The organism is Burkholderia sp. Bp9016, from assembly GCF_003857765.1.
Classification (GTDB): domain Bacteria; phylum Pseudomonadota; class Gammaproteobacteria; order Burkholderiales; family Burkholderiaceae; genus Burkholderia.
In genome coordinates, this window is record NZ_QTPY01000018.1 from 89,166 (window position 1) to 108,807 (window position 19,642).

General features: G+C 64.9%; 22 protein-coding genes. 2 read left to right on the top strand and 20 right to left on the bottom strand.

The window, feature by feature from the left end; genetic code table 11:
- Positions 1-146 precede the first annotated feature (146 nt).
- The 16 genes from lepB to DIE13_RS22135 form a co-directional block, all read right to left on the bottom strand.
- Entirely contained in the window at positions 147-1,040 is an 894-nt protein-coding gene (gene lepB, locus DIE13_RS22060) for a signal peptidase I (RefSeq protein WP_124829260.1), read from the bottom strand.
- A gap of 16 nt (positions 1,041-1,056) precedes the next feature.
- Positions 1,057-2,850 (bottom strand): translation elongation factor 4, encoded by a 1,794-nt coding sequence (gene lepA / locus DIE13_RS22065; RefSeq protein ID WP_124829262.1) that lies wholly within the window; start codon positions 2,848-2,850, stop codon positions 1,057-1,059.
- 226 nt (positions 2,851-3,076) lie between these two features.
- A complete protein-coding gene (locus tag DIE13_RS22070; RefSeq protein WP_124829264.1) occupies positions 3,077-3,313 on the bottom strand; it encodes a glutaredoxin family protein in 237 nt (78 codons plus the stop codon).
- Between the two features lie 7 nt (positions 3,314-3,320).
- Positions 3,321-4,814 (bottom strand): DegQ family serine endoprotease, encoded by a 1,494-nt coding sequence (locus tag DIE13_RS22075; protein ID WP_124829266.1) that lies wholly within the window; start codon positions 4,812-4,814, stop codon positions 3,321-3,323.
- A 16-nt stretch (positions 4,815-4,830) separates the two neighbouring features.
- Complete coding sequence (locus DIE13_RS22080; RefSeq protein WP_124829268.1) at positions 4,831-5,883, bottom strand: MucB/RseB C-terminal domain-containing protein; 1,053 nt, start codon at positions 5,881-5,883, stop codon at positions 4,831-4,833.
- 5 nt (positions 5,884-5,888) lie between these two features.
- The gene (locus tag DIE13_RS22085; protein ID WP_124829339.1) at positions 5,889-6,506 is read right to left on the bottom strand and encodes a sigma-E factor negative regulatory protein; all 618 of its coding nucleotides are present in this window, start codon (positions 6,504-6,506) and stop codon (positions 5,889-5,891) included.
- Between the two features lie 88 nt (positions 6,507-6,594).
- Entirely contained in the window at positions 6,595-7,194 is a 600-nt protein-coding gene (gene rpoE / locus DIE13_RS22090) for an RNA polymerase sigma factor RpoE (RefSeq protein ID WP_124829270.1), read from the bottom strand.
- Positions 7,195-7,285: 91 nt separating this feature from the next.
- The gene (locus tag DIE13_RS22095) at positions 7,286-7,750 is read right to left on the bottom strand and encodes a protein YgfX (protein WP_124829272.1); all 465 of its coding nucleotides are present in this window, start codon (positions 7,748-7,750) and stop codon (positions 7,286-7,288) included.
- Between the two features lie 11 nt (positions 7,751-7,761).
- Positions 7,762-8,994, bottom strand: coding sequence for a beta-ketoacyl-ACP synthase II (fabF, locus tag DIE13_RS22100; protein WP_124829274.1), 1,233 nt, complete (start codon positions 8,992-8,994; stop codon positions 7,762-7,764).
- Positions 8,995-9,156: 162 nt separating this feature from the next.
- Complete coding sequence (gene acpP / locus DIE13_RS22105) at positions 9,157-9,396, bottom strand: acyl carrier protein (protein WP_004197638.1); 240 nt, start codon at positions 9,394-9,396, stop codon at positions 9,157-9,159.
- Between the two features lie 144 nt (positions 9,397-9,540).
- Positions 9,541-10,290, bottom strand: a complete 750-nt coding sequence (gene fabG, locus DIE13_RS22110; RefSeq protein ID WP_006752487.1) for a 3-oxoacyl-ACP reductase FabG — start codon at positions 10,288-10,290, stop codon at positions 9,541-9,543.
- A gap of 36 nt (positions 10,291-10,326) precedes the next feature.
- Entirely contained in the window at positions 10,327-11,259 is a 933-nt protein-coding gene (gene fabD / locus DIE13_RS22115) for an ACP S-malonyltransferase (protein ID WP_124829276.1), read from the bottom strand.
- 85 nt (positions 11,260-11,344) lie between these two features.
- Positions 11,345-12,334 (bottom strand): beta-ketoacyl-ACP synthase III, encoded by a 990-nt coding sequence (locus tag DIE13_RS22120; protein ID WP_124829278.1) that lies wholly within the window; start codon positions 12,332-12,334, stop codon positions 11,345-11,347.
- Positions 12,335-13,441 carry a phosphate acyltransferase PlsX gene (plsX, locus tag DIE13_RS22125; protein ID WP_124829280.1) on the bottom strand — a complete coding sequence of 369 codons (1,107 nt, stop codon included), beginning with the start codon at positions 13,439-13,441 and terminating at the stop codon, positions 12,335-12,337.
- Between the two features lie 129 nt (positions 13,442-13,570).
- Positions 13,571-13,750, bottom strand: a complete 180-nt coding sequence (rpmF, locus tag DIE13_RS22130; protein ID WP_047900174.1) for a 50S ribosomal protein L32 — start codon at positions 13,748-13,750, stop codon at positions 13,571-13,573.
- Positions 13,751-13,847: 97 nt separating this feature from the next.
- The gene (locus tag DIE13_RS22135; protein ID WP_096507534.1) at positions 13,848-14,483 is read right to left on the bottom strand and encodes a YceD family protein; all 636 of its coding nucleotides are present in this window, start codon (positions 14,481-14,483) and stop codon (positions 13,848-13,850) included.
- Positions 14,484-14,731: 248 nt separating this feature from the next.
- Between DIE13_RS22135 and DIE13_RS22140 the strand changes: the two genes are divergently transcribed.
- Together DIE13_RS22140 and DIE13_RS22145 are read left to right on the top strand one after the other, a co-directional pair.
- On the top strand, positions 14,732-15,361 hold the full coding sequence (locus DIE13_RS22140; RefSeq protein ID WP_124829282.1) for a Maf-like protein: 630 nt from the start codon (positions 14,732-14,734) through the stop codon (positions 15,359-15,361).
- Positions 15,358-16,080 carry an SAM-dependent methyltransferase gene (locus tag DIE13_RS22145; protein WP_124829284.1) on the top strand — a complete coding sequence of 241 codons (723 nt, stop codon included), beginning with the start codon at positions 15,358-15,360 and terminating at the stop codon, positions 16,078-16,080. The genes DIE13_RS22140 and DIE13_RS22145 overlap by 4 nt, the downstream gene beginning before the upstream one ends.
- A 46-nt stretch (positions 16,081-16,126) precedes the next feature.
- On the opposite strand, the gene DIE13_RS22150 is transcribed toward DIE13_RS22145, so the two are convergent.
- The 4 genes from DIE13_RS22150 to DIE13_RS22165 are packed head-to-tail and all read right to left on the bottom strand — an operon-like array spanning position 16,127 to position 19,208.
- On the bottom strand, positions 16,127-17,119 hold the full coding sequence (locus DIE13_RS22150) for a S49 family peptidase (RefSeq protein ID WP_124829286.1): 993 nt from the start codon (positions 17,117-17,119) through the stop codon (positions 16,127-16,129).
- A 12-nt stretch (positions 17,120-17,131) separates the two neighbouring features.
- Positions 17,132-17,542, bottom strand: a complete 411-nt coding sequence (locus tag DIE13_RS22155; protein WP_124829288.1) for a Rieske 2Fe-2S domain-containing protein — start codon at positions 17,540-17,542, stop codon at positions 17,132-17,134.
- Entirely contained in the window at positions 17,539-18,198 is a 660-nt protein-coding gene (locus DIE13_RS22160) for an HAD-IA family hydrolase (protein ID WP_124829290.1), read from the bottom strand. Before DIE13_RS22160 ends, DIE13_RS22155 begins: the two co-directional genes overlap by 4 nt.
- Before the next feature lie 5 nt (positions 18,199-18,203).
- Positions 18,204-19,208 (bottom strand): RluA family pseudouridine synthase, encoded by a 1,005-nt coding sequence (locus tag DIE13_RS22165; protein ID WP_124829292.1) that lies wholly within the window; start codon positions 19,206-19,208, stop codon positions 18,204-18,206.
- Positions 19,209-19,642: the final 434 nt, after the last annotated feature.

Consider the following 19,642-nt stretch of genomic DNA (forward strand, 5'->3'; position numbering starts at 1 on the left):
ATAACGCGGGCGCCGGTCGGGCCGAAACGGCGCGGCCGGACGCGAAAAGGCGTGACGAGGCGGTGTTACCGCCGGTTCTTAAAGTAGTTCGGCAATACGCGACGCGGCCCGTGCATCGCGTATTGCGTGTGAGTCGCAAAACGCGATCAGTTGAAGGAACCGATGCGCTTCAGATCGCTGAAGTTCATCCAGATGAAGAACGCGCGACCGACGATGTTGTTGTCCGGCACGAAACCCCAGTAGCGGCTGTCCGCGCTGTTGTCGCGGTTGTCGCCCATCATGAAGTAGTGTCCCGGCGGCACCTTGCAGATCACGCCGCGGCTGTTGTACGTGCAGTTGTCGCGATACGGATAATCGTAGGCGCCCATCACGAACGGCGGCACGGCGGGATTGTTCAGGATCGCGTTCTTCTTCGTGCCGATCGTTTCCTCGAACTGCTTCGCGTAATTCTGGCGCTCGTCGTCGAAGAAATCGGGCAGCGGCGTTTCGGGCACCGGCTGGCCGTTGATCGTCAGTTGCTTGTCCTGGTAAGCGACCGTGTCGCCCGGCAGGCCGATCACGCGCTTGATGTAGTCGACCGACTCGTCCTTCGGATAGCGGAACACGACCACGTCGCCACGCGACAGCGGGCTGCCCTGCGTGATCTTCGTGTTCGTGATCGGCAGACGCAGACCGTATTCGAACTTGTTCACGAGGATGAAGTCGCCGACGAGCAGCGTCGGCACCATCGAGCCCGACGGAATCTTGAACGGCTCGACGACAAACGAACGCACGACGAACACCGCGAGGATCACCGGGAAGAAGCTGGCCGTGTACTCGAGCCACCACGGCTGGCGCAGCTTCTCGTCGCGCAGCTTCGAACGCGTCTGCACCGCATTTTCATCCGCGAAACGCTTGTCGATGCGCGACTGCTGACGATCGAACTCCTCGATCGCCACGTCGGCTGCCTTGCGTCGCCGCGGCAGGAACACCAGTTTGTCCAGCACCCACGCTACGCCCGTCACCACGACGAGCACAAAAAGAATCAGCGCAAAATTCATAAAAGGATCAGTCCTGTTATTTGTCTTCGACGCGCAAGATCGCGAGGAACGCTTCCTGCGGGATCTCGACCGAACCCACCTGCTTCATGCGTTTCTTACCTTCTTTCTGCTTCTCGAGCAGTTTCTTCTTTCGCGTGATGTCGCCGCCGTAGCACTTCGCGAGCACGTTCTTGCGCAGCGCCTTGATGTTCTCGCGCGCAACGATATGCGCACCGATCGCGGCCTGGATCGCCACGTCGTACATCTGGCGCGGGATGATCTCGCGCATCTTCGCGGCCACTTCGCGGCCGCGGTACTGCGACTGCGACCGGTGCACGATGATCGACAGCGCATCGACCTTGTCGCCGTTGATCAGCATGTCGACCTTCACGACGTCCGACGAACGGTATTCCTTGAACTCGTAGTCCATCGACGCATAGCCGCGCGACACCGACTTCAGGCGATCAAAGAAGTCGAGCACGATCTCGGCCATCGGGATTTCGTACGTGAGCTGCACCTGGCGGCCGTGGTACTGCATGTTGATCTGCGAGCCGCGTTTCTGCTCGCACAGCGTGATCACGGAGCCGACGTAGTCCTGCGGCATGTACAGGTTCACGGTGACGATCGGCTCGCGAACCTCGGCAATGCGGCCGGGCTCCGGCATCTTCGCCGGGTTCTCGACCATGATCGTCGAGCCGTCGCTCTGCACCACCTCGTAGACGACCGTCGGTGCGGTCGTGATGAGGTCCATGTCGAACTCGCGCTCGAGCCGCTCCTGCACGATTTCCATGTGCAGCAGCCCGAGGAAGCCGCAACGGAAACCGAAGCCGAGCGCCTGTGACACTTCCGGCTCGTACTGCAGCGATGCGTCGTTGAGCTTCAGCTTCTCGAGCGACTCGCGCAGCGCGTCGTACTGGTTCGCCTCGACCGGATAGAGGCCCGCGAACACCTGCGGCTTCACTTCCTTGAAGCCCGGCAGCGGCTCGGTGGCGGGCTTGGTCGAATGCGTGACCGTATCGCCGACCTTCGCGGCCGTCAGCTCCTTGATGCCGGCGATGATGAAGCCCACTTGCCCGGCCGACAGCGATTCGAGATTGCGCGACTTCGGCGTGAACACGCCGATGTGCTCGACCGGATACTGCGCGCCGGTCGCCATCATCTTGATCTTGTCCTTCGGACGCAGCGTGCCGTTGACGATGCGCACGAGCATCACGACGCCGACGTAGTTGTCGAACCACGAGTCGATGATCAGCGCCTGCAGCGGCGCGGCCGGATCGCCCTTCGGCGCCGGCACCTTCGCGATCAGCGCTTCGAGCACGTCCTCGACGCCGAGACCCGTCTTCGCGCTGCAGCGCGTCGCGTCGGTCGCGTCGATGCCGATCACGTCCTCGATCTCCTCGATCGCGTTCTCGGGGTTGGCGGCCGGCAGGTCGATCTTGTTCAGCACCGGCACGACTTCGACGCCGAGCTCGATCGCCGTGTAGCAGTTTGCGACCGTCTGCGCCTCGACGCCCTGGCTCGCGTCGACCACGAGCAGCGCGCCCTCACACGCGGACAGCGAACGGCTGACCTCGTAGGAGAAGTCGACGTGCCCCGGCGTATCGATCAGGTTGAGGTTGTAGACCTTGCCGTCGCGGGCGCGATACGACAGTGCAGCCGTCTGCGCCTTGATCGTGATGCCGCGCTCGCGCTCGATGTCCATCGAGTCGAGCACCTGCGCTTCCATTTCACGGTCGGCGAGGCCGCCGCATACCTGGATGATGCGATCTGCGAGTGTCGACTTGCCATGGTCGATGTGCGCGATGATCGAGAAATTGCGAATATGATCCATTCAGTGCCGATCAAGCGAAAAAGGCGCGCTCGACGACCGCGGAGCACGCCTTGTAAGTCGGTGAAAAAACGGCTTATTTTAGCCGAAAAGGCCTTTGCCGGGCGGTAATTTGGGCGCCGGGCACCGCGCGCCCGGTAACGGCTTCCCCGCGAGAGGCCAATGCTGCCGCCCCCGAAGCGAAAACGCGCCGCGCGAAGCGGTGCCACACCAGGCGCTCGAGCCAGCTTCAGCGCCGGGCCGCGAGCGCGTCGCGCACCCTCCCCTCGTCGAAGCGATGCCGGCACACTTCCGAGCCGTCGAGCAGCAGCACCGGCACGTCCTCGTCGTAGCGGGCAACGAGTGCCGGATCGGAGTCGATGTCGACATAGTCGACCGCGACACCGAATTCGGCCGCGACCGGCGCCAGCGCATCGCGCATGTCGTCGCACAGGTGGCACCAGCCGCGGCCGTAGAGCGTGAACATCCGCGCGCTACTTCTGCGTCGGGCGCGGCCGCACCGGCACGAACTGCGTGTTGTCGCCGCGTCTCACGAGCACCGCGACAGCCTTCTGCGGATCGAGTTGCGCGGTCACTTCGGCGAACTGCTTCGCACTGGTGATGTCGGTATCGCCGACACGCAGCACGATATCGCCGCGCTGCAGGCCCGCACGGGCTGCCGGGCCGTCGACGCCGTCGATCTGCACGCCGTTCTTCAGCTTCAGCGACTTCATCTGATCCGCCGAAATATCGCTGACCGTCAAGCCGAGCGAGTTGGCCTGGCGCGGCTTCTGCGGCGCGTTTTTACGCTGCTCGGCCTTCGCCGTCGTCTCCGCCGGCGTCTCCGCGATCGTGATCGGCAGATCGCGCGCCTGACCCTTGCGCCACACGCTGACGGTCGCCTTGGTGCCCGGCTTCGTGTCGCCGACCATGCGCGGCAGATCCGATGCCGTATCGACCGGCCGGCCGTTGAACTTCAGGATGATGTCGCCCGGCTGGATACCCGCCTTGTCGGCCGGACCGCCCGGCTCGACGCTGCTGACGAGCGCGCCTTCGGCCTTCGGCAGCCCGATCGAATCGGCCACGTCCTTCGTCACCTCGCCGATCGCCACCGCGATCCGGCCGCGCGTAACCTTGCCGGTCGCCTTCAGCTGGTCGGCCACGCGCATCGCCTCGTCGATCGGGATCGCGAACGAAATGCCCATGAAGCCGCCGGTGCGGCTGTAGATCTGCGAGTTGATGCCGATCACTTCGCCCTGCATGTTGATCAGCGGGCCGCCCGAGTTGCCGGGGTTCACGGCGACATCGGTCTGGATGAACGGCAGGTAGTCGCCGGTGTTCCGGCTCTTCGAGCTGACGATGCCGGCCGTCACGGTATTGTCGAGACCAAACGGCGAACCAATCGCGACGACCCACTCGCCGACGCGCACCTTGTTCGAATCGCCGATCGCGACGATCGGCAGGTTCGACGCCTGGATCTTCACGACGGCAATGTCCGTGCGATCATCCACGCCGATCAGCTTCGCCTTGAACTCGCGCTTGTCGGTCAGCGTCACGTAGATCGTGTCCGCATCGTCGACGACGTGCGCATTGGTCATCACGTAGCCGTCTGCCGACACGATGAAGCCGGAACCGACGCCGCGGTTCTGTTCGGCATCGGGCGGATTGTCGGGCGCCGGGGCATCTTTCGGGTTACCGCTACCGTTGCCGGGCGCCTGCGGCAACGGAATACCGAAGAAGCGCCGGAAGAATTCCGACATGTCGCCGTTGTCGAAGCCAGGCGGGAGCGCTCCGCGCGGGCCTGCTATCGGCACGTTCGCGGTGGTCCGGATGTTCACGACAGCCGGCCCGACCTTTTCGACCAGATCGGCGAAGTCCGGGAGGCTGGCGGCGGGAGCCGTAGCCGCCACCGCGGTATGCGGGACGAGCGGCAGGCAGGCGCACAGCGCCGCCGCCGCGAGCCAGTTGCGCAGCGTGAGTTTCGTCATGTCGGAAGCCGAAGCGTTACTTGGAAGCCTTGTATTCTATGGCAGACACGAACTGCTGCAACGTAGCCGGCGGTACTTCGCCGAGCGCGGTGATCCAGTAGTCGCCGCGGCGCTTCACGAGAACGTGCGTCGCGCCGGTGCTTCCCGCGCCTTCCTTGCGCGTATTTTTCTCGGCCGGCTCGATGAAGACGGAGATCGTTGCGAGTCCGTCGGTGAAGACGGCCTGATCCACCGGAATCGGCGGATCGCCGGCGTCGCGCGCAGCCATCGGCCGGCGCACTTCACGGATCTTCTGGAAGCCGGCGACGTTCGGTGCAATCTGCCAGCCTTGTGCTTCCATGTCGATCGTCGCGACCGGCGGACGGACGACCGTCCAGCCGCCCAGGTTACGGATTCCGGCGGCGATCGACGACTTGTCGCCGGCCGTACCGCCCGTCTGCACTTGCGAGAATGCGATCTGCTCGAGCACGTGGTCGCTCGCGTCGAGCGTCTGCGAACGCAGCAACAGCCCGGTGCGGGCATCGGCCCACAGCTTGTACGTGAAGCGATACGCGTCCTTCGGCACGAGCTCGACGACCTGCGCGTCGATTCCTGCCACGCGATCCTTGCCGAGCGGCTTCGCGTCGTAGACGGACATCACGTGCTCGCCGCTCGCGCCGAGCAGCGCGGGGAACGAGTCGCGCGTCTGGCGGCGCTCGACCACGCACAGCTTGCGCTCCGGCACGAACGTGTAGAGCTCGTCGTTATGCCGCAGGACCTTGCGCGGCTTGCCGTCGAGCGTCTCGATGCGCTCGAACTCGCCGTCGCGGGACGAGACGTGCGCGATGCGCGACGACTGCACATATCCGCCGCGCTGGTAGACGAACGTCCCCTCGTAGTTCTGCTGCTGCGCCGCCTGCTGGATGCGGTCGAGCCAGTCCGCCGCACCCTTGCGGGTCGCGACGGGATCGTCCGGTTGCTGGGCGCTGGCAGGAAGGGATTGAACGGACAACAGGGCGGCTGCGCAAAGCAGGAGGGCCGGCAGCCGCTTCCATCCGGAGATGGCTTGATTCAACTGCAATGTCCGCATCGGGTTTATTGGCCTGGCGTGGTGGTCACGGCAGCGCGGATCAGCGGCATCGAGCCCGTGACGACGGGCTGCTGTGCGAATTGCTGATGCGCTTCGAGGTATTGGTCGAGCGTGGCGTCGCGAATGATGTTGACGTCCTGCAGGCCCGGCTGGACCGATGCCTGCGCGACCGTCACGCGCTGCAGGTCACCGCTCTGCGGCGCGCCTGCCGATGCGACCTGGACGGCGCCCGGCGTACCGGCCGTCTGCATCTGCGGGACGACGATCCACGTCAGCGTGGCTGCCGCGGCTGCCACCGCGAACGCGGGCACGACGCGCCGGCGCAGCGACAGCAGCTTGCGGGCGACCGGCGCAGCGGCCGGCGCGAGCAGGTGCGGCTCGCTTTCGAGCGCGGCCGACATGCGCGCGGTGAACGCGACGCTCAGCGCGGGCGACAGCGCGAGCTCATCCGAGCGCAACGCATCGCCGATCAAGTGGTAATGGGCCCACGCTGCGCGGTCCGCGCGGTCGAGCTCAGCCAGAAACTGCCCGTGATCCGGGCCGTCGAACAGTTCTCCGTCGACCAGAGCGGAAAGGCGCTCGCCGCGCGAGCACGCCTGCGACTGCGTATTGACCGACCCCATGATGCTCCCCATCTTGCACACACCCCGTCGTGATTCCACGACTCTATCCGTAACTAGACCCCGACCCGCGTCGATGCACCCATCGCGCTTACCAGCGCTTGCCTTCGGGCGTATCGAGCAGCGGACGCAATTTCGCAGCGATTGCCTCGCGCGCCCGGAAGATGCGCGACCGGACCGTCCCGATCGGACAACCCATCATTTCCGCGATCTCTTCGTAGCTCAGGCCCTCGATCTCGCGCAGCGTAATCGCCTGACGCAGTTCTTCGGGCAGGACGGCCATTGCAGCGTTGACCGTCTCGGCAATCTGCTTGCTCATCAACATCGACTCAGGCGTGTTGATATCCCTTAGTTGGTCTGCGTCGGAGAAAGTTTCCGCTTCCTCTGCATCGGCCTCGGTCGACGTCGGTGCCCGACGGCCTTGCGTCGCAAGGTAGTTCTTCGCCGTATTGACGGCAATCCGGTACAACCACGTGTAAAACGCCGACTCGCCGCGAAATTGCGGCAGCGCACGATACGCCTTGATGAACGCGTCCTGGGCCACATCCTCGACCTCGGCGGGATCCCGCACGAGGCGCGAGATCAGCCGAATGATCTTGCGGTGGTATTTGGAGACCAGGAGTTCGAACGCTGCCTTGTCGCCTTTCTGTACGCGCTCGACCAGAGCCTGATCGATTTCTTTTTCACTCACCTGACAAATCCGTTAACTAGGGATGCAACGCGGAGCGTTATTGTAGCGTTCCGGCGCCGGGCGCTGGTTACGGTCGGTAACTGCGCAGCCATCATGCCCTTCCCGCCGTATCCGCGGTTCGCGCCAGCACGGATAATGCGCTGAACGACGCGGCGTCGAGCGCATCGGCCGGAATCAGCAGCGGCCGTGCACGCCGGGCGCCCTGCCCGATCGACAGCACGAGCAGCTGGCTGCTCCAGTGCGCATGACCCGTCACGCGGCCACGCGCAAGTAGCCGCCCGCTGCGGCCAAAAGCCGCAATCTCCCCGAATGCATCGATCCGCAGCTCGGCCGGCAACCGACGGGCGCAGGCCCGCACAGCGCACATGGCAAGCAGCGCGGCCGTCGCCGCGGACACGCATGCGCCTGCAGCAGCGCCCGCCCGCGGCGCCCAGAACAGGTACACGGACGCGGCAGCCGCCGCGACGAATGCGGCCAGCACGACATACGACACGGCCGAGGCCCGCAGCGCAAAACGCTGCGGACGCCCGGCCGGAGCATCGAATGGACTCGTCAAGCGATTCTGCTTCAGACGCGCTTGAACACCAGCGTGCCGTTGGTACCGCCGAAGCCGAAGTTGTTCTTCACGGCCACGTCGATCTTCATGTCACGCGCGGTGTTCGCGCAGTAATCGAGATCGCACTCCGGGTCCTGGTTGAAGATGTTGATGGTCGGCGGCGACACGCTGTTGTGCAGCGCCAGCACCGTGAACACCGATTCGAGGCCGCCCGCGCCACCCAGCAGGTGACCCGTCATCGACTTCGTCGAGTTCACGACGAGCTTGTACGCGTGCTCGCCGAATGCCGCCTTCACCGCATCGGACTCGTTCTTGTCGCCGAGCGGCGTCGACGTGCCGTGCGCGTTCAGGTACTGGACCTCGTCCGCGTTCACGCCGGCGTCGCGCAGTGCCGCAACCATGCAGCGGCGCGGGCCGTCCATGTTCGGCGCGGTCATGTGGTACGCATCGCCCGTCATGCCGAAGCCCGAGACTTCCGCATAGATCTTCGCGCCGCGCGCCTTCGCCGCCTCGTACTCTTCAAGCACCATCACGCCGGCACCCTCGCCCAACACGAAGCCGTCGCGGTCCTTGTCCCACGGACGCGACGCGCTGGCCGGATCGTCGTTGCGGGTCGACAGCGCACGCGCCGCTGCGAAACCGCCGATGCCGAGCGGCGACACCGTCGATTCGGCGCCGCCTGCGACCATCACGTCGGCGTCGCCGGCCTGGATCAGGCGTGCGGCGAGGCCGATGCTGTGCAGGCCGGTCGTGCAGGCCGTCACGGCCGCGAGGTTCGGGCCCTTCAGGCCGAACATGATGCTCAGGTGACCCGAGATCATGTTGATGATCGAACCCGGCACGAAGAACGGCGAAATCCGGCGTGCGCCGCGGTCGACGTAGGTCTGGTGCGTGTCTTCGATCATCGGCAGACCGCCGATGCCGGAGCCGACCAGCACGCCGATGCGTTCCGCATTGGCTTCGTTCACTTCGAGGCCGCTGTCCCGAATTGCCTGGACGCCGGCTGCGATGCCGTAGTGGATGAACGTATCCATGTTGCGGGCTTCCTTCGCCGGGATGTACTCCTCGGCGCTGAAACCCTTCACCTCGCCCGCAAAGTGCACGGCGAGGTTCGACGGATCGAACTTCGTGACGGTGGCGATGCCGGACTTGCCGGCGACGAGATTGGCCCAGCCGTCGGCAACATTATTGCCAACAGGCGAAATCAGCCCCAGGCCTGTAACGACAACTCGACGGCGGCTCACGGTAACCTCTTTTCCATTGGATGACAAAAACAAAAGCCACAGTGGCCACAGGAACCAGCCCTGCGAGCCCTGTGGCTGTTAGTCCGTCCGGCGCGGTTGCCGGCAGGATGGCGCGTCAAACGCGAAGATCGCGGCGACGTGGCAGACGAGCGCGAAGCGCGCTTACGCCTTGACGTTTGCGCGAGCGTAGTCGATCGCTTGCTGAACCGTCGTGATCTTCTCTGCTTCTTCGTCCGGGATTTCCATGCCGAACTCGTCTTCCAGAGCCATCACCAGTTCGACCGTGTCGAGCGAGTCCGCGCCCAGGTCGTTCACGAACGAAGCTTCGTTCTTGATCTCGGCTTCAGCGACGCCCAGTTGTTCAGCGACGATCTTCTTGACACGTTGTTCGATGTTGTCCATTACCCCTCCGAGGGAAAGTTCAAATTTACAAGTGCGCGCATTTTATCAGGTTTGCTGACGCCAAAACGCGCGTTGGCTTGATGGTCGATCAAGCGCCGGTCCGCCTGAAAAACGGGATACGGCGCGGATGGTAAACGAAAACCGTTACGACATGTACATGCCGCCGTTCACGTGCAGCGTCGTGCCGGTGATGTAACCGGCTTGCGGCGATGCAAGGAACGCGACGGCATGGGCGATGTCTTCCGGGCTGCCGAGGCGGCCGAGCGGAATCTGGGTCTTGAGCGCTGCCTGCTGTTCTTCCGGCAGCGTCTTCGTCATGTCGGTATCGATGAAGCCCGGCGCGACGCAGTTCACAGTGATGCCACGGCTGCCGATTTCGCGCGCAAGCGCGCGGGTCATGCCCGCGACACCGGCCTTCGCGGCCGCGTAGTTGGCCTGGCCCGGGTTGCCGGCCGAGCCGACCACCGACGTGATGTTGATGATGCGGCCGCCGCGCGCCTTCATCATCGGGCGCAGCACCGCGCGCGACAGGCGGAACACCGACTTCAGGTTGGTGTCGATCACCGCGTCCCAGTCCTCGTCCTTCATCCGCATCGCGAGCTGGTCCTGCGTGATCCCGGCGTTGTTGACGAGCACGTGGAGCGCACCGAATTCCTTCACGGTCGCGTCGATCAGCGCCTCGGCTGCCGCCGCGTCGTTGACGTTCAGCACCGCGCCGCGGCCCGTCACGCCCGCTTCCGCAAACCCGGCGGTAATCGCGGCAGCGCCCGATTCGCTCGTCGCCGTGCCGATCACCGTCGCGCCCAGGCGCGCCAGTTCGAGCGCAATCGCCCGGCCGATGCCGCGCGATGCACCGGTCACGATCGCAACCTGTTTATCGAGAGTCTTTTCCATGAATCGAATATCCGTCTCTTGAGGAAAGGCGCCGCGTCAGGCGGTCGCCAGCTTGAGCGCTTCTTCGAGCGACGCCGGATCGAACACCGATGCGCCGACCAGGTTGCCGTCGATGCGTTTGGTCAGGCCTGCCAGCACCTTGCCCGGACCGCATTCGATCACGTGCGTGACGCCCGTGCCCGCGATGTGCTGCACGCACTCGACCCAGCGCACCGGACCCGCTGCCTGGCGCACCAGCGCGTCCTTGATCGCGGACGGATCGCTGACCACCGCGACGTCGATGTTGTTGACGACCGGAATCTGCGGCGCCTTCACGTCGACGTTCGCAAGATAGTCGCGCAGTTGATCGGACGCCGGCTTGAGCAGCGACGAGTGGAACGGTGCCGAGACCGGCAGCGGCAGCGCGCGCTTCGCGCCCTTCGCCTTCGCGATCTCGCACGCTTTCTCGACGGCCGCCTTCGCGCCCGCGATCACGACTTGCGCCGGCGCGTTGAAGTTCACCGCTTCGACGACGCCCGCTTCCGCGGCTTCGGTGCACACGGCGCGTACCGTGTCGTCATCGAGACCGAGGATCGCGGCCATGCCGCCCTGACCAACCGGCACGGCCGTCTGCATTGCCTGCGCACGGAAGCGCACCAGCGGCACCGCGTCCTTGAACGCGATCGCGCCGGCCGCGACGAGCGCCGTGTATTCGCCGAGGCTGTGGCCCGCGACGATCGACGGTGCCGGGCCGCCTGCCTGCTGCCATGCGCGGTAGCACGCGTACGCGGCCGTCAGCATCACGGGCTGCGTGTTGGTGGTCAGATTCAGTTCTTCGGCCGGACCTTCGGCGATCAGCTTGCCGAGATCCTGATTGAGTGCATCGGATGCTTCCTGAAGCGTCTCGCGTACGACGGCCAGATCGGCGAATGCATTGAGCATGCCGACCGACTGCGAGCCCTGCCCCGGAAAAACGAATGCAAATTTCATATCGTCCCCAATTGAATCGATTCGGACGGCGCGCGCGAACGGCGCGCCGGTTCGGGATCCGCGCGCGGCAAACGCGCACTGCGGATCAGAAGCGGAAGACCGATGCGCCCCAGGTGAAGCCGCCGCCGACACCTTCGATCAGCACGTGCTGACCGCGCTGGATGCGACCGTCGCGCACCGCCGTGTCGAGCGCCAGCGGGATCGATGCAGCCGACGTATTGCCGTGCTGATCGACCGTCACGACCATCCGCTCCTGCGGCAGGCCGAGCTTGCGGCAGGTGCTGGTCATGATGCGGATGTTGGCCTGGTGCGGAATCAGCCAGTCGACTTGCTCGGGTGCGAGATTCGCCTTGGCGAGCGCCTCGATCGCGACCTTCTCGAGCACGTTGACCGCGAGCTTGAACACGGCTTGCCCGTCCATGTACAGGAACGCGCTGCCGTCGATCACGCCGCGATTGACGTTGCCCGGTGTGCAGAGAATGTGCGAATAGCTGCCGTCGGCGTGCAGTGCGCTGCCGAGCACGCCGGGCTCTTCCGATGCGGACAGGATCACCGCGCCCGCGCCGTCGCCGAACAGCACGCAGGTCGTGCGGTCCTTGAAATCGAGAATGCGCGAGAACGTCTCCGCGCCGATCACCAGCGCCGTGCGGTGCTGGCCGCTGCGGATGAAGCTGTCGGCCGTCGCCATCGCATAGGCAAAGCCGGAGCACACCGCCTGCACGTCGAACGCCGCGCCGCCGTTCTTGATCCCGAGCTTGTTCTGCAGCAGGCAAGCCGTGCTGGGGAACACGAAATCGGGGGTCGAAGTCGCGACGATGATCAGGTCGATCGACTGCGGATCGATGTCGGCCGCCTCGATCGCGCGCCGCGACGCTTCGAGCGCGAGATCGCTCGTCGTGACATCCGGTGCGGCGAAATGGCGCGCATGGATGCCCGTGCGCGCAACGATCCACTCATCGCTCGTCTCGATGCCTTCCTTTGCGAGACGCTCGGCGAGCTGCTGGTTCGTGACGCGGTCGGGCGGCAGATAGCTACCCGTGCCGAGCACGCGGGAATAGAGAGTCGATTGGGCCATTTATGCTTTAGAGGATTGCGCAGCGGAAGGTTCAGCGTGATGGCCTGCCGCCGGGCTCGCCTGGCCCGCGCTGCCTGCGTCGTGTTCGCCGTCGCCGAGCGACACCGAATTGTCCGCCATCGCGCGCGTGAGGCGCTCCAGCACGCCGTTTTTGACGGCATCATACCCGCGTTTGATCGCCCACTCAAACGCGTAGGCATCGGCCGAACCGTGGCTTTTGATCACGAGACTCTTCAGTCCCAGGAGCGCCGCGCCGTTGTACTGGCGATGGTCGACGCGCTTCTTGAAACGCATCAGCACCGGCAGCGCGAGCAGCGCCATGAACTTAGACATCAGCGAACGGCCGAACTCCTCGCGGATGATGTCCGACAGCATCTGCGCGAGCCCCTCGGACGTCTTCAGCGCGACGTTGCCGACGAAGCCGTCGCAGACGATCACGTCGACCGTACCCTTGTAGATGTCGTTGCCTTCGACGTTGCCGCGGAAATTCAGCGTGCTGGCGCGCAGCAGTTCGCCTGCGCGCTTGATCGTCTCGTTGCCCTTGATGACCTCTTCGCCGATGTTCAAGAGGCCGATCGTCGGACGCTCCTTGCCTTCGAGCGCGGCGACGAGCGCATGCCCCATCTCCGCGAACTGCAGCAGGTGCTGCGGCTCGCAGTCGACGTTCGCGCCGAGGTCCAGCATCATCGTGTAGCCGGTCGGGTTCGGCAAAGCGAACGCGATCGCAGGCCGCTCGATGCCGGGCAGCGTCTTGAGCACATAACGGGAAACGGCCATCAGCGCGCCGGTATTGCCGGCGGAGATGCAGGCCTGGGCCGCGCCTTCCTTGACGTGGTTGAGCGCGACGCGCATCGAAGAATCTTTCTTCTTGCGCAGCGCCACTTCGACAGGGTCGTCCATCGCCACGACTTCTGTGGCGGGCACGACGGTCAGCGCGGGATCGTCGAGGGCTTTCAGCTTTTTCAACTGAGCGCGAATCGCGCTTTCGATGCCGACGAGCATCAGGTGCGCATCAGGATGCGCGCGGACGAACTTGACTGCCGCGGGAACGGTCACGGACGGGCCGTGGTCGCCTCCCATGCAATCGATTGTGAGCTTTACGGTCATGGAATGCGACGAATTTCAGGCACAAAAAAGCGGCAGTTGAATGCCGCCTTTTTGTTGAGCCAGGAAAGTGTCAAGCGAACCAGTTGTCACGCGAACGGCGATCGTAGCGCGCAACGCGTGACTTGACGCTTAGTCGTTCTTCGTCTTGACGACTTTCTTGCCGCGATAGTAGCCGTTCGGGCTGACGTGGTGACGCAGATGCACTTCACCCGTGCTCGGCTCGACTGCCAGCGGCGACGCCGTCAGGAAATCGTGCGAACGATGCATGCCGCGCTTCGACGGCGACTTCTTGTTTTGCTGGACTGCCATGACTAACTCCTAAATAATTTTCCGGATTCTAACACAGCCCGATCCGGCGCTTAACTACCCTGGCCCAAAGCCCTACGCCTTCCCGCGCCACAACTGCTTAGTGTTTCTTGCTGCCGTCCCCGTCCTTCTTCAACGCTTCCAGCGCTGCGAACGGATTCGGCCGTTTGCCTTCGTCCCCGGCTTCCCCGGACTCATCGTCCGCGTCTTCCAAAGGACCGCTCGCGCCCGACACGAGGCTTTCGTGAACTGCCGGGCAAACCTCGTGCTTGGGCACGAGCGGCAACGAAAGCAGCAATTCCTCTTCGATCAAGTCGACGAGATCGAACTGGCGAGAGCCCACGATCACATCGGCTTCATCGTCGTCGAGCGGAAATTCTTCAGCTTCTTCTTCGGTCGCGACGACCCGGTACGTCATGTCGACGTCGAACGTCTGGTCGTACGGAGTCATGCAGCGCTGGCAAGTGAGCCACGCATGGCCGTGCACCGCAAGACGCAGATACGGCTGCTGCCCATCGGCGCCATCGTCCTGCAACTCCTTCTGGGTGAACCCTTCGGCCTGCCACGTGAAGACCGTGTCGCGATCTGGCGCGTCCGCCGGCACTTCGTTTAACATGCGCGGCAGCTGCGAAAGACGCACCGCGCCTGCTGCCTGCCGCCCGCTGCGGGCGAATTCGAACAGGTCGACCGCGTGCGGATCAAGCGATGCCGCAGGCTTGCCAGAAGAAGTGTTCATATGCGCTCCTGCCTACAGGCTGACTTGCGGATCCGGCTTGGCACCGCTCACGTACGCGCTCACCTGGGTGATATACCGCCGCGCACGGTTCGTACTTTACTTCCGAAGACCCGGCAGGCGCCACCACAACGAAAGCCTGCCGACGAAAAGCGGGAAAGCATACCTGTTTTACCTTTTGCGGTCAATCACTTAAGCTTGCGTCCGCGCAACGCCGCGCCACACCTGACGACTCACCGACCCAACCGACCATGCCGGATACCGTTTGCCGCCCGCCGCGGCTGATTCTCGCCTCCAGTTCCCGATACCGCCGCGCGCTCCTCGAGCGCCTCGGCATGCCGTTCGACGTCGTGTCGCCCGATCTCGACGAAACCCCGCTCGCCGGCGAGACGCCGGCCGCGACCGCGCTGCGCCTCGCCGGTGCGAAGGCACGCGCCGTCGCCGCGACGCTCGACGCGCCGGACGGCGTGCTCGTGATCGGGTCGGACCAGGTCGCGACGTTCGACGGACTGCAGATCGGCAAGCCCGGCACGCATGAGCGCGCACTCGCGCAACTGATGTCGATGCAGGGTCGCGATGTCGAGTTCCACAGTGCGCTCAGCCTGTACGACAGCCGCACCGGCGAGACGCAAACCGAGGACGTCGTCACGCACGTGCGCTTTCGCTCGCTGCCCGAGGCCGAACTCGACGCGTATCTCCGCGCGGAAACGCCGTACGACGTCGCCGGCAGCGCAAAATCCGAAGGGCTCGGCATCGCGCTTCTCGACGCGATCGACTCCGACGATCCCACCGCACTTGTCGGCCTGCCGCTGATCGCGCTCACGCGAATGCTGCGCGCTGCAGGCTATCCATTGTTCGCCAACCACGGAGACCGCGCATGACCGCCGGCACGCTCTACCTCGTCCCGAACACCCTTGGCGAAGGCGACGAATCGATGCTCGCCGCGGTGCTGCCCGCCGCCGTGCAGGCCCGTGCCGGCACGCTCGGCTATTACATCGGCGAAAACGCGAAAACGACCCGCGCGTTCCTGAAGAAGATCGGCACGACGCGGCCGATTCAGGAAATCGAGATCCGCGAGCTGAACGTCAACACACCGGGCGGCGAGATCGACCGGCTGCTCGCTCCTGTACTGGCCGGCGCGGACGCGGGGCTCGTGTCCGAGGCCGGCTGCCCTGCCGTGGCCGACCCCGGCGCGCTGCTGGTGCGCCGCGCGCACGAGCGCGGCGTGAAGGTCGTGCCGCTGGTCGGGCCGAGTTCGATCCTGCTCGCGCTGATGGCATCGGGCCTGAACGGCCAGAGTTTCGCGTTCAACGGCTATCTGCCGGTCGATGCGGCGGCGCGCGCGAAACGTCTGCGCGAGCTGGAACAACTGTCACGCAAGGCACGCCAGACGCAGATCTTCATCGAGACGCCGTACCGGAACCACGCGATGCTCGACACGCTGGTCGCGACATGTGCGCCGTCGACGCAGATCTGTGTCGCAGCCGATCTGACCCTCGATACCGAGACGATCGCCAGCCGTTCGGTGGCGGACTGGAAAAAGGCGCCTGCACCGAATCTGCACAAGCGCCCTGCCATCTTCCTGCTGCTCGCAAACTGAGGCGGGAAGCCAGCGGCGGTACGGGTCGTTCCGCCCCGTTCGCCGCTCAGCGCAGGCTGAACGACGTGCCGCCCGCTGTGAGCGCCTTCATCGCAGCGCCGCCGACGGCCGCACCGAACTTGCGTGCGACGCGGTTCGTCAGGCTTTCCTTCACCGTGTAGTCGACGAGGTCGGGTGCCTTCAGCACGTCGCGCGCGACCGTGTCCGTCGTGCCGTAGCCGTCCGCGAGTCCGAGTTCGACGCTCTTCTCGCCGGTCCAGAACAGCCCCGAGAACATGTCGGGCGTTTCATGCAGCCGCTTGCCGCGGCCATCCTTCACGGCCTTGATGAACTGCGCATGGACCTGGTCGAGCAGTTCCTGCGCATGGGCATCCATCTTCGGCGTCTCGGGAGAGAACGGATCGTAGAAGCCCTTGTTTTCGCCCGACGTATGCAGGCGCCGGTCGACGCCAAGCTTGCCCATCAGGCCCGTGAAACCGAAACCGTCCATCAGCACGCCGATCGAACCGACGATGCTCGCCTTGTCGACGAAAATCTTGTCGGCGGCCGACGCAATGTAATAGCCGCCCGATGCGCACATGTCGGTCACGACGACATACAGCGGCTTGTCCGGGTACTTCGCGCGCAGCCGCCGGATCTCGTCGTAGACCATGCCGGCCTGCACCGGGCTTCCGCCGGGGCTGTTGATCCGCAGCACGACGCCGGCCGTGCCGTCGTCGTCGAATGCTGCATCGAGCGCGGTATTGATGTCGTCGGCGTTCGCGTTGGTGCCGGCCGCGATCTCGCCGTCGATCGTCACGAGTGCCGTGTGCCGCCCGCTCGACGAAAACTTCGAGTCGCTCGAGAAATCGATCAGCGCAAACGCGAGCAGCACGAATACACCGAGGAACGCGAAACGGAAGAAGATCTTCCAGCGCCGCGCCGCACGCTGTTCCTTCACGGCCGCGAGCGCGATCCGTTCGAGCGCGGCGCGCTCCCAGTTCGGTTCACGGCTGTCGGGACGGGACGAGGAATCAGGGGAATTCGGTTGGTCGGCCATGCAATGTTGTCGTCAGTCGGTCGTGGCGGGGGGAACCGGCGCGGCGGGATGCAGGTCCGCATCGGGCACCCAGAATACCGCACGCCCGTCGGACGTGTCGCGCTCGTCCACCTCTACCGGCCGCAGGCGTCCGCCGCGACACGGGCCGCCGACGCACTTGCCGGTGTCCGGCGCATAGATCGCACCGTGCGTCGCACACATCAGATAGAGGCCGGACGATTCGAAGAACTGCCCTTCGGCCCAGTCGAGCTCCATCGGCACGTGCGCGCAGCGGTTCAGGTAGCCGTACGCGCGACCATCGTAGCGCACGAAGAATACGACGGCCTGCTCGCCGCGCAGCGTCGCATCGACGCGCACGCCGGCTCCGCCGTCCGTCAGCGCGTCGGATGCACATACGCGCACGGCGTCGGGCGCCGCGCTCATGCGTGCTCCCGCAGCCACGCCGTCAGCGCGACGACGTCCGGCGCGACGAAACGCGGCGTCAGCGCAGCCAGCGCGTCGGCCGTGTGTGCGCCGTACGAAACGCCGATGCCCGCGGCCCCCGCGCTTGCGGCCATCTGCAGGTCGTGCGTCGTGTCGCCGATCATTACCGTGCGCGCCAGATCCTGCCCCAGTTCGCGCGACAACTCGTGCAGCATCGCCGGATGCGGCTTCGAGAACGTCTCGTCCGCGCAGCGCGTCGCATCGAACAGGCTCGTCAGCTTCGACTGGTCGAGCACGCGGTTCAGCCCGACCCGACCCTTGCCGGTCGCGACCGCGAGCAGGTAGCCCGTGTCGCGTAACTCGGCGAGCAGTTCGCGCACACCGGCGAACAGCTCGATGCGCTGGTCGTCCAGCAGATAGTGATAGCGATAGCGCTCGGCCAGCCGTGGATAGTCGGACGGATCGAGGGTCGGAGCGGTAATCTGCAGCGCATCGCGCAGACCGAGACCAATCACGTAACGGGACGCCTCGTCGGAAGGCGTGGGCAGACCGAGATCGCGGCAGGCGGCCTGGATGCTGTGCGCGATGTGCGCAGTCGAATCCATCAGCGTGCCGTCCCAGTCGAAGACGATCAGATCAAATTGCTGTCGGGCCATGCGATTCAGGCGGTATCGCGCAGAGCGCTGAGTTGGTCGAGGAAGCGCCGGCATTCGTCCGGCAGCGGCGCGTCGAACTGCAGCGCCTCGCCGGACAGCGGGTGGGCCAGCCGAAGCCGATGCGCATGCAGGAACATCCGTTTCAGCGACGGCTGCGCATTCGCGCGCGCCAGCGCCTTGTTCAGTGCGAAATCGCCATACTTGGCGTCGCCGGCAATCGGCAGGCCGAGATGCGCGAGGTGCACACGAATCTGATGGGTCCGACCCGTTTTGAGTTCCGCCTCGACCAGCACGTAGTCCGGCCAGCTATCGAGCAGGTTGAATACGGTGTGCGACGGCAGACCGTCGTCCTGGACGCGCACGCGCCGCTCCCCTTCCGGGGTCGAATACTTGAACAGCGGCACCTTCACCGCGCGGCGACGACCCCAGTCGGGCTGCCATTCGCCGTGCGCGCACGCAAAGTAGCGCTTGTCCATCCGGTTTTCGCGGATCTGTTCGTGCAGGCCGACAAGCGCAGTGCGCTTCTTTGCGAGCATCAGGATCCCGGACGTCTCGCGATCGAGCCGGTGCACGAGTTCGAGGAATTTCGCGCGCGGGCGCGCCTGGCGCATCTGCTCGATCACGCCGAACGCGACGCCGCTGCCGCCATGCACTGCGACACCGGCCGGCTTGTTGATGACGAGCATCGCGTCGTCTTCGTACAGCACGTCGAATTGCGCGGGCGGCACGATCGGTGTGTCGGCGCGCGCGAGGTCGGCTGCAGCCACCCGCACGGGCGGCACGCGGACGATGTCGCCGAACGCGAGACGATACTGCGCATCGACCCGCCCCTTGTTTACCCGAACTTCCCCGCTGCGCAGGATTCGGTAAATGTGGCTCTTGGGCACGCCTTTACAGACGCGCAACAGAAAGTTATCGATCCGCTGACCGGCCGAGTTTTCGTCGATCTGGATCATCGATACCTGGCCGCTTGCGACTGAATTCTGGGATATTTTGCCTAACTCATTCATACTGAATATAATTTTGCCCAGCCGGACGTTGAGGGTGGCCTGACAGGCCGGCCCCGACCGAGTCGGGCAAGGCGCAAGCGGAAACCGTTATTTTACTTGCGCCGGGGGTCTGCTGCTCACCCCTGATCAAAGAGATGCAGCAAGTTGCACGCACGGCGCAGCCCGTCGGCAAGGATCGCGCCCACAGGCGGATTCGGTCGGCAACGCGCCGCGGTAACGGAAAGTTGGTTGAAAAGAATTTGATCGGTAGCCCGACGGCGCGAAGTGCGTCCGCAGGCTGCCGGTTGCGAAAATTACGGCGTTGCGCCCGATTTGGCCCCGCGAAGCGTGCGGGGCTTGGCGACGTCAAACCAGGGAAGTACACCCCAGGCGGGAAAGTCGGGCAGGATTCGATACTCCCCGCTGCGGCCCAAGCCGCAGCATCTGCCGCCCGT

Excerpts from the sequence above, each read along its gene's own strand:
- lepB (WP_124829260.1), bottom strand. The coding sequence starts at position 1,040 with ATGAATTTTGCGCTGATTCTTTTTGTGCTCGTCGTGGTGACGGGCGTA.
- lepA (WP_124829262.1), bottom strand. The coding sequence starts at position 2,850 with ATGGATCATATTCGCAATTTCTCGATCATCGCGCACATCGACCATGGC.
- DIE13_RS22070 (WP_124829264.1), bottom strand. The coding sequence starts at position 3,313 with ATGTTCACGCTCTACGGCCGCGGCTGGTGCCACCTGTGCGACGACATG.
- DIE13_RS22075 (WP_124829266.1), bottom strand. The coding sequence starts at position 4,814 with ATGACGAAACTCACGCTGCGCAACTGGCTCGCGGCGGCGGCGCTGTGC.
- DIE13_RS22080 (WP_124829268.1), bottom strand. The coding sequence starts at position 5,883 with ATGCGGACATTGCAGTTGAATCAAGCCATCTCCGGATGGAAGCGGCTG.
- DIE13_RS22085 (WP_124829339.1), bottom strand. The coding sequence starts at position 6,506 with ATGGGGTCGGTCAATACGCAGTCGCAGGCGTGCTCGCGCGGCGAGCGC.
- acpP (WP_004197638.1), bottom strand. The coding sequence starts at position 9,396 with ATGGACAACATCGAACAACGTGTCAAGAAGATCGTCGCTGAACAACTG.
- fabG (WP_006752487.1), bottom strand. The coding sequence starts at position 10,290 with ATGGAAAAGACTCTCGATAAACAGGTTGCGATCGTGACCGGTGCATCG.
- fabD (WP_124829276.1), bottom strand. The coding sequence starts at position 11,259 with ATGAAATTTGCATTCGTTTTTCCGGGGCAGGGCTCGCAGTCGGTCGGC.
- DIE13_RS22120 (WP_124829278.1), bottom strand. The coding sequence starts at position 12,334 with ATGGCCCAATCGACTCTCTATTCCCGCGTGCTCGGCACGGGTAGCTAT.
- plsX (WP_124829280.1), bottom strand. The coding sequence starts at position 13,441 with ATGACCGTAAAGCTCACAATCGATTGCATGGGAGGCGACCACGGCCCG.
- rpmF (WP_047900174.1), bottom strand. The coding sequence starts at position 13,750 with ATGGCAGTCCAGCAAAACAAGAAGTCGCCGTCGAAGCGCGGCATGCAT.
- DIE13_RS22135 (WP_096507534.1), bottom strand. The coding sequence starts at position 14,483 with ATGAACACTTCTTCTGGCAAGCCTGCGGCATCGCTTGATCCGCACGCG.
- DIE13_RS22140 (WP_124829282.1), top strand. The coding sequence starts at position 14,732 with ATGCCGGATACCGTTTGCCGCCCGCCGCGGCTGATTCTCGCCTCCAGT.
- DIE13_RS22145 (WP_124829284.1), top strand. The coding sequence starts at position 15,358 with ATGACCGCCGGCACGCTCTACCTCGTCCCGAACACCCTTGGCGAAGGC.
- DIE13_RS22150 (WP_124829286.1), bottom strand. The coding sequence starts at position 17,119 with ATGGCCGACCAACCGAATTCCCCTGATTCCTCGTCCCGTCCCGACAGC.
- DIE13_RS22155 (WP_124829288.1), bottom strand. The coding sequence starts at position 17,542 with ATGAGCGCGGCGCCCGACGCCGTGCGCGTATGTGCATCCGACGCGCTG.
- DIE13_RS22160 (WP_124829290.1), bottom strand. The coding sequence starts at position 18,198 with ATGGCCCGACAGCAATTTGATCTGATCGTCTTCGACTGGGACGGCACG.
- DIE13_RS22165 (WP_124829292.1), bottom strand. The coding sequence starts at position 19,208 with ATGAATGAGTTAGGCAAAATATCCCAGAATTCAGTCGCAAGCGGCCAG.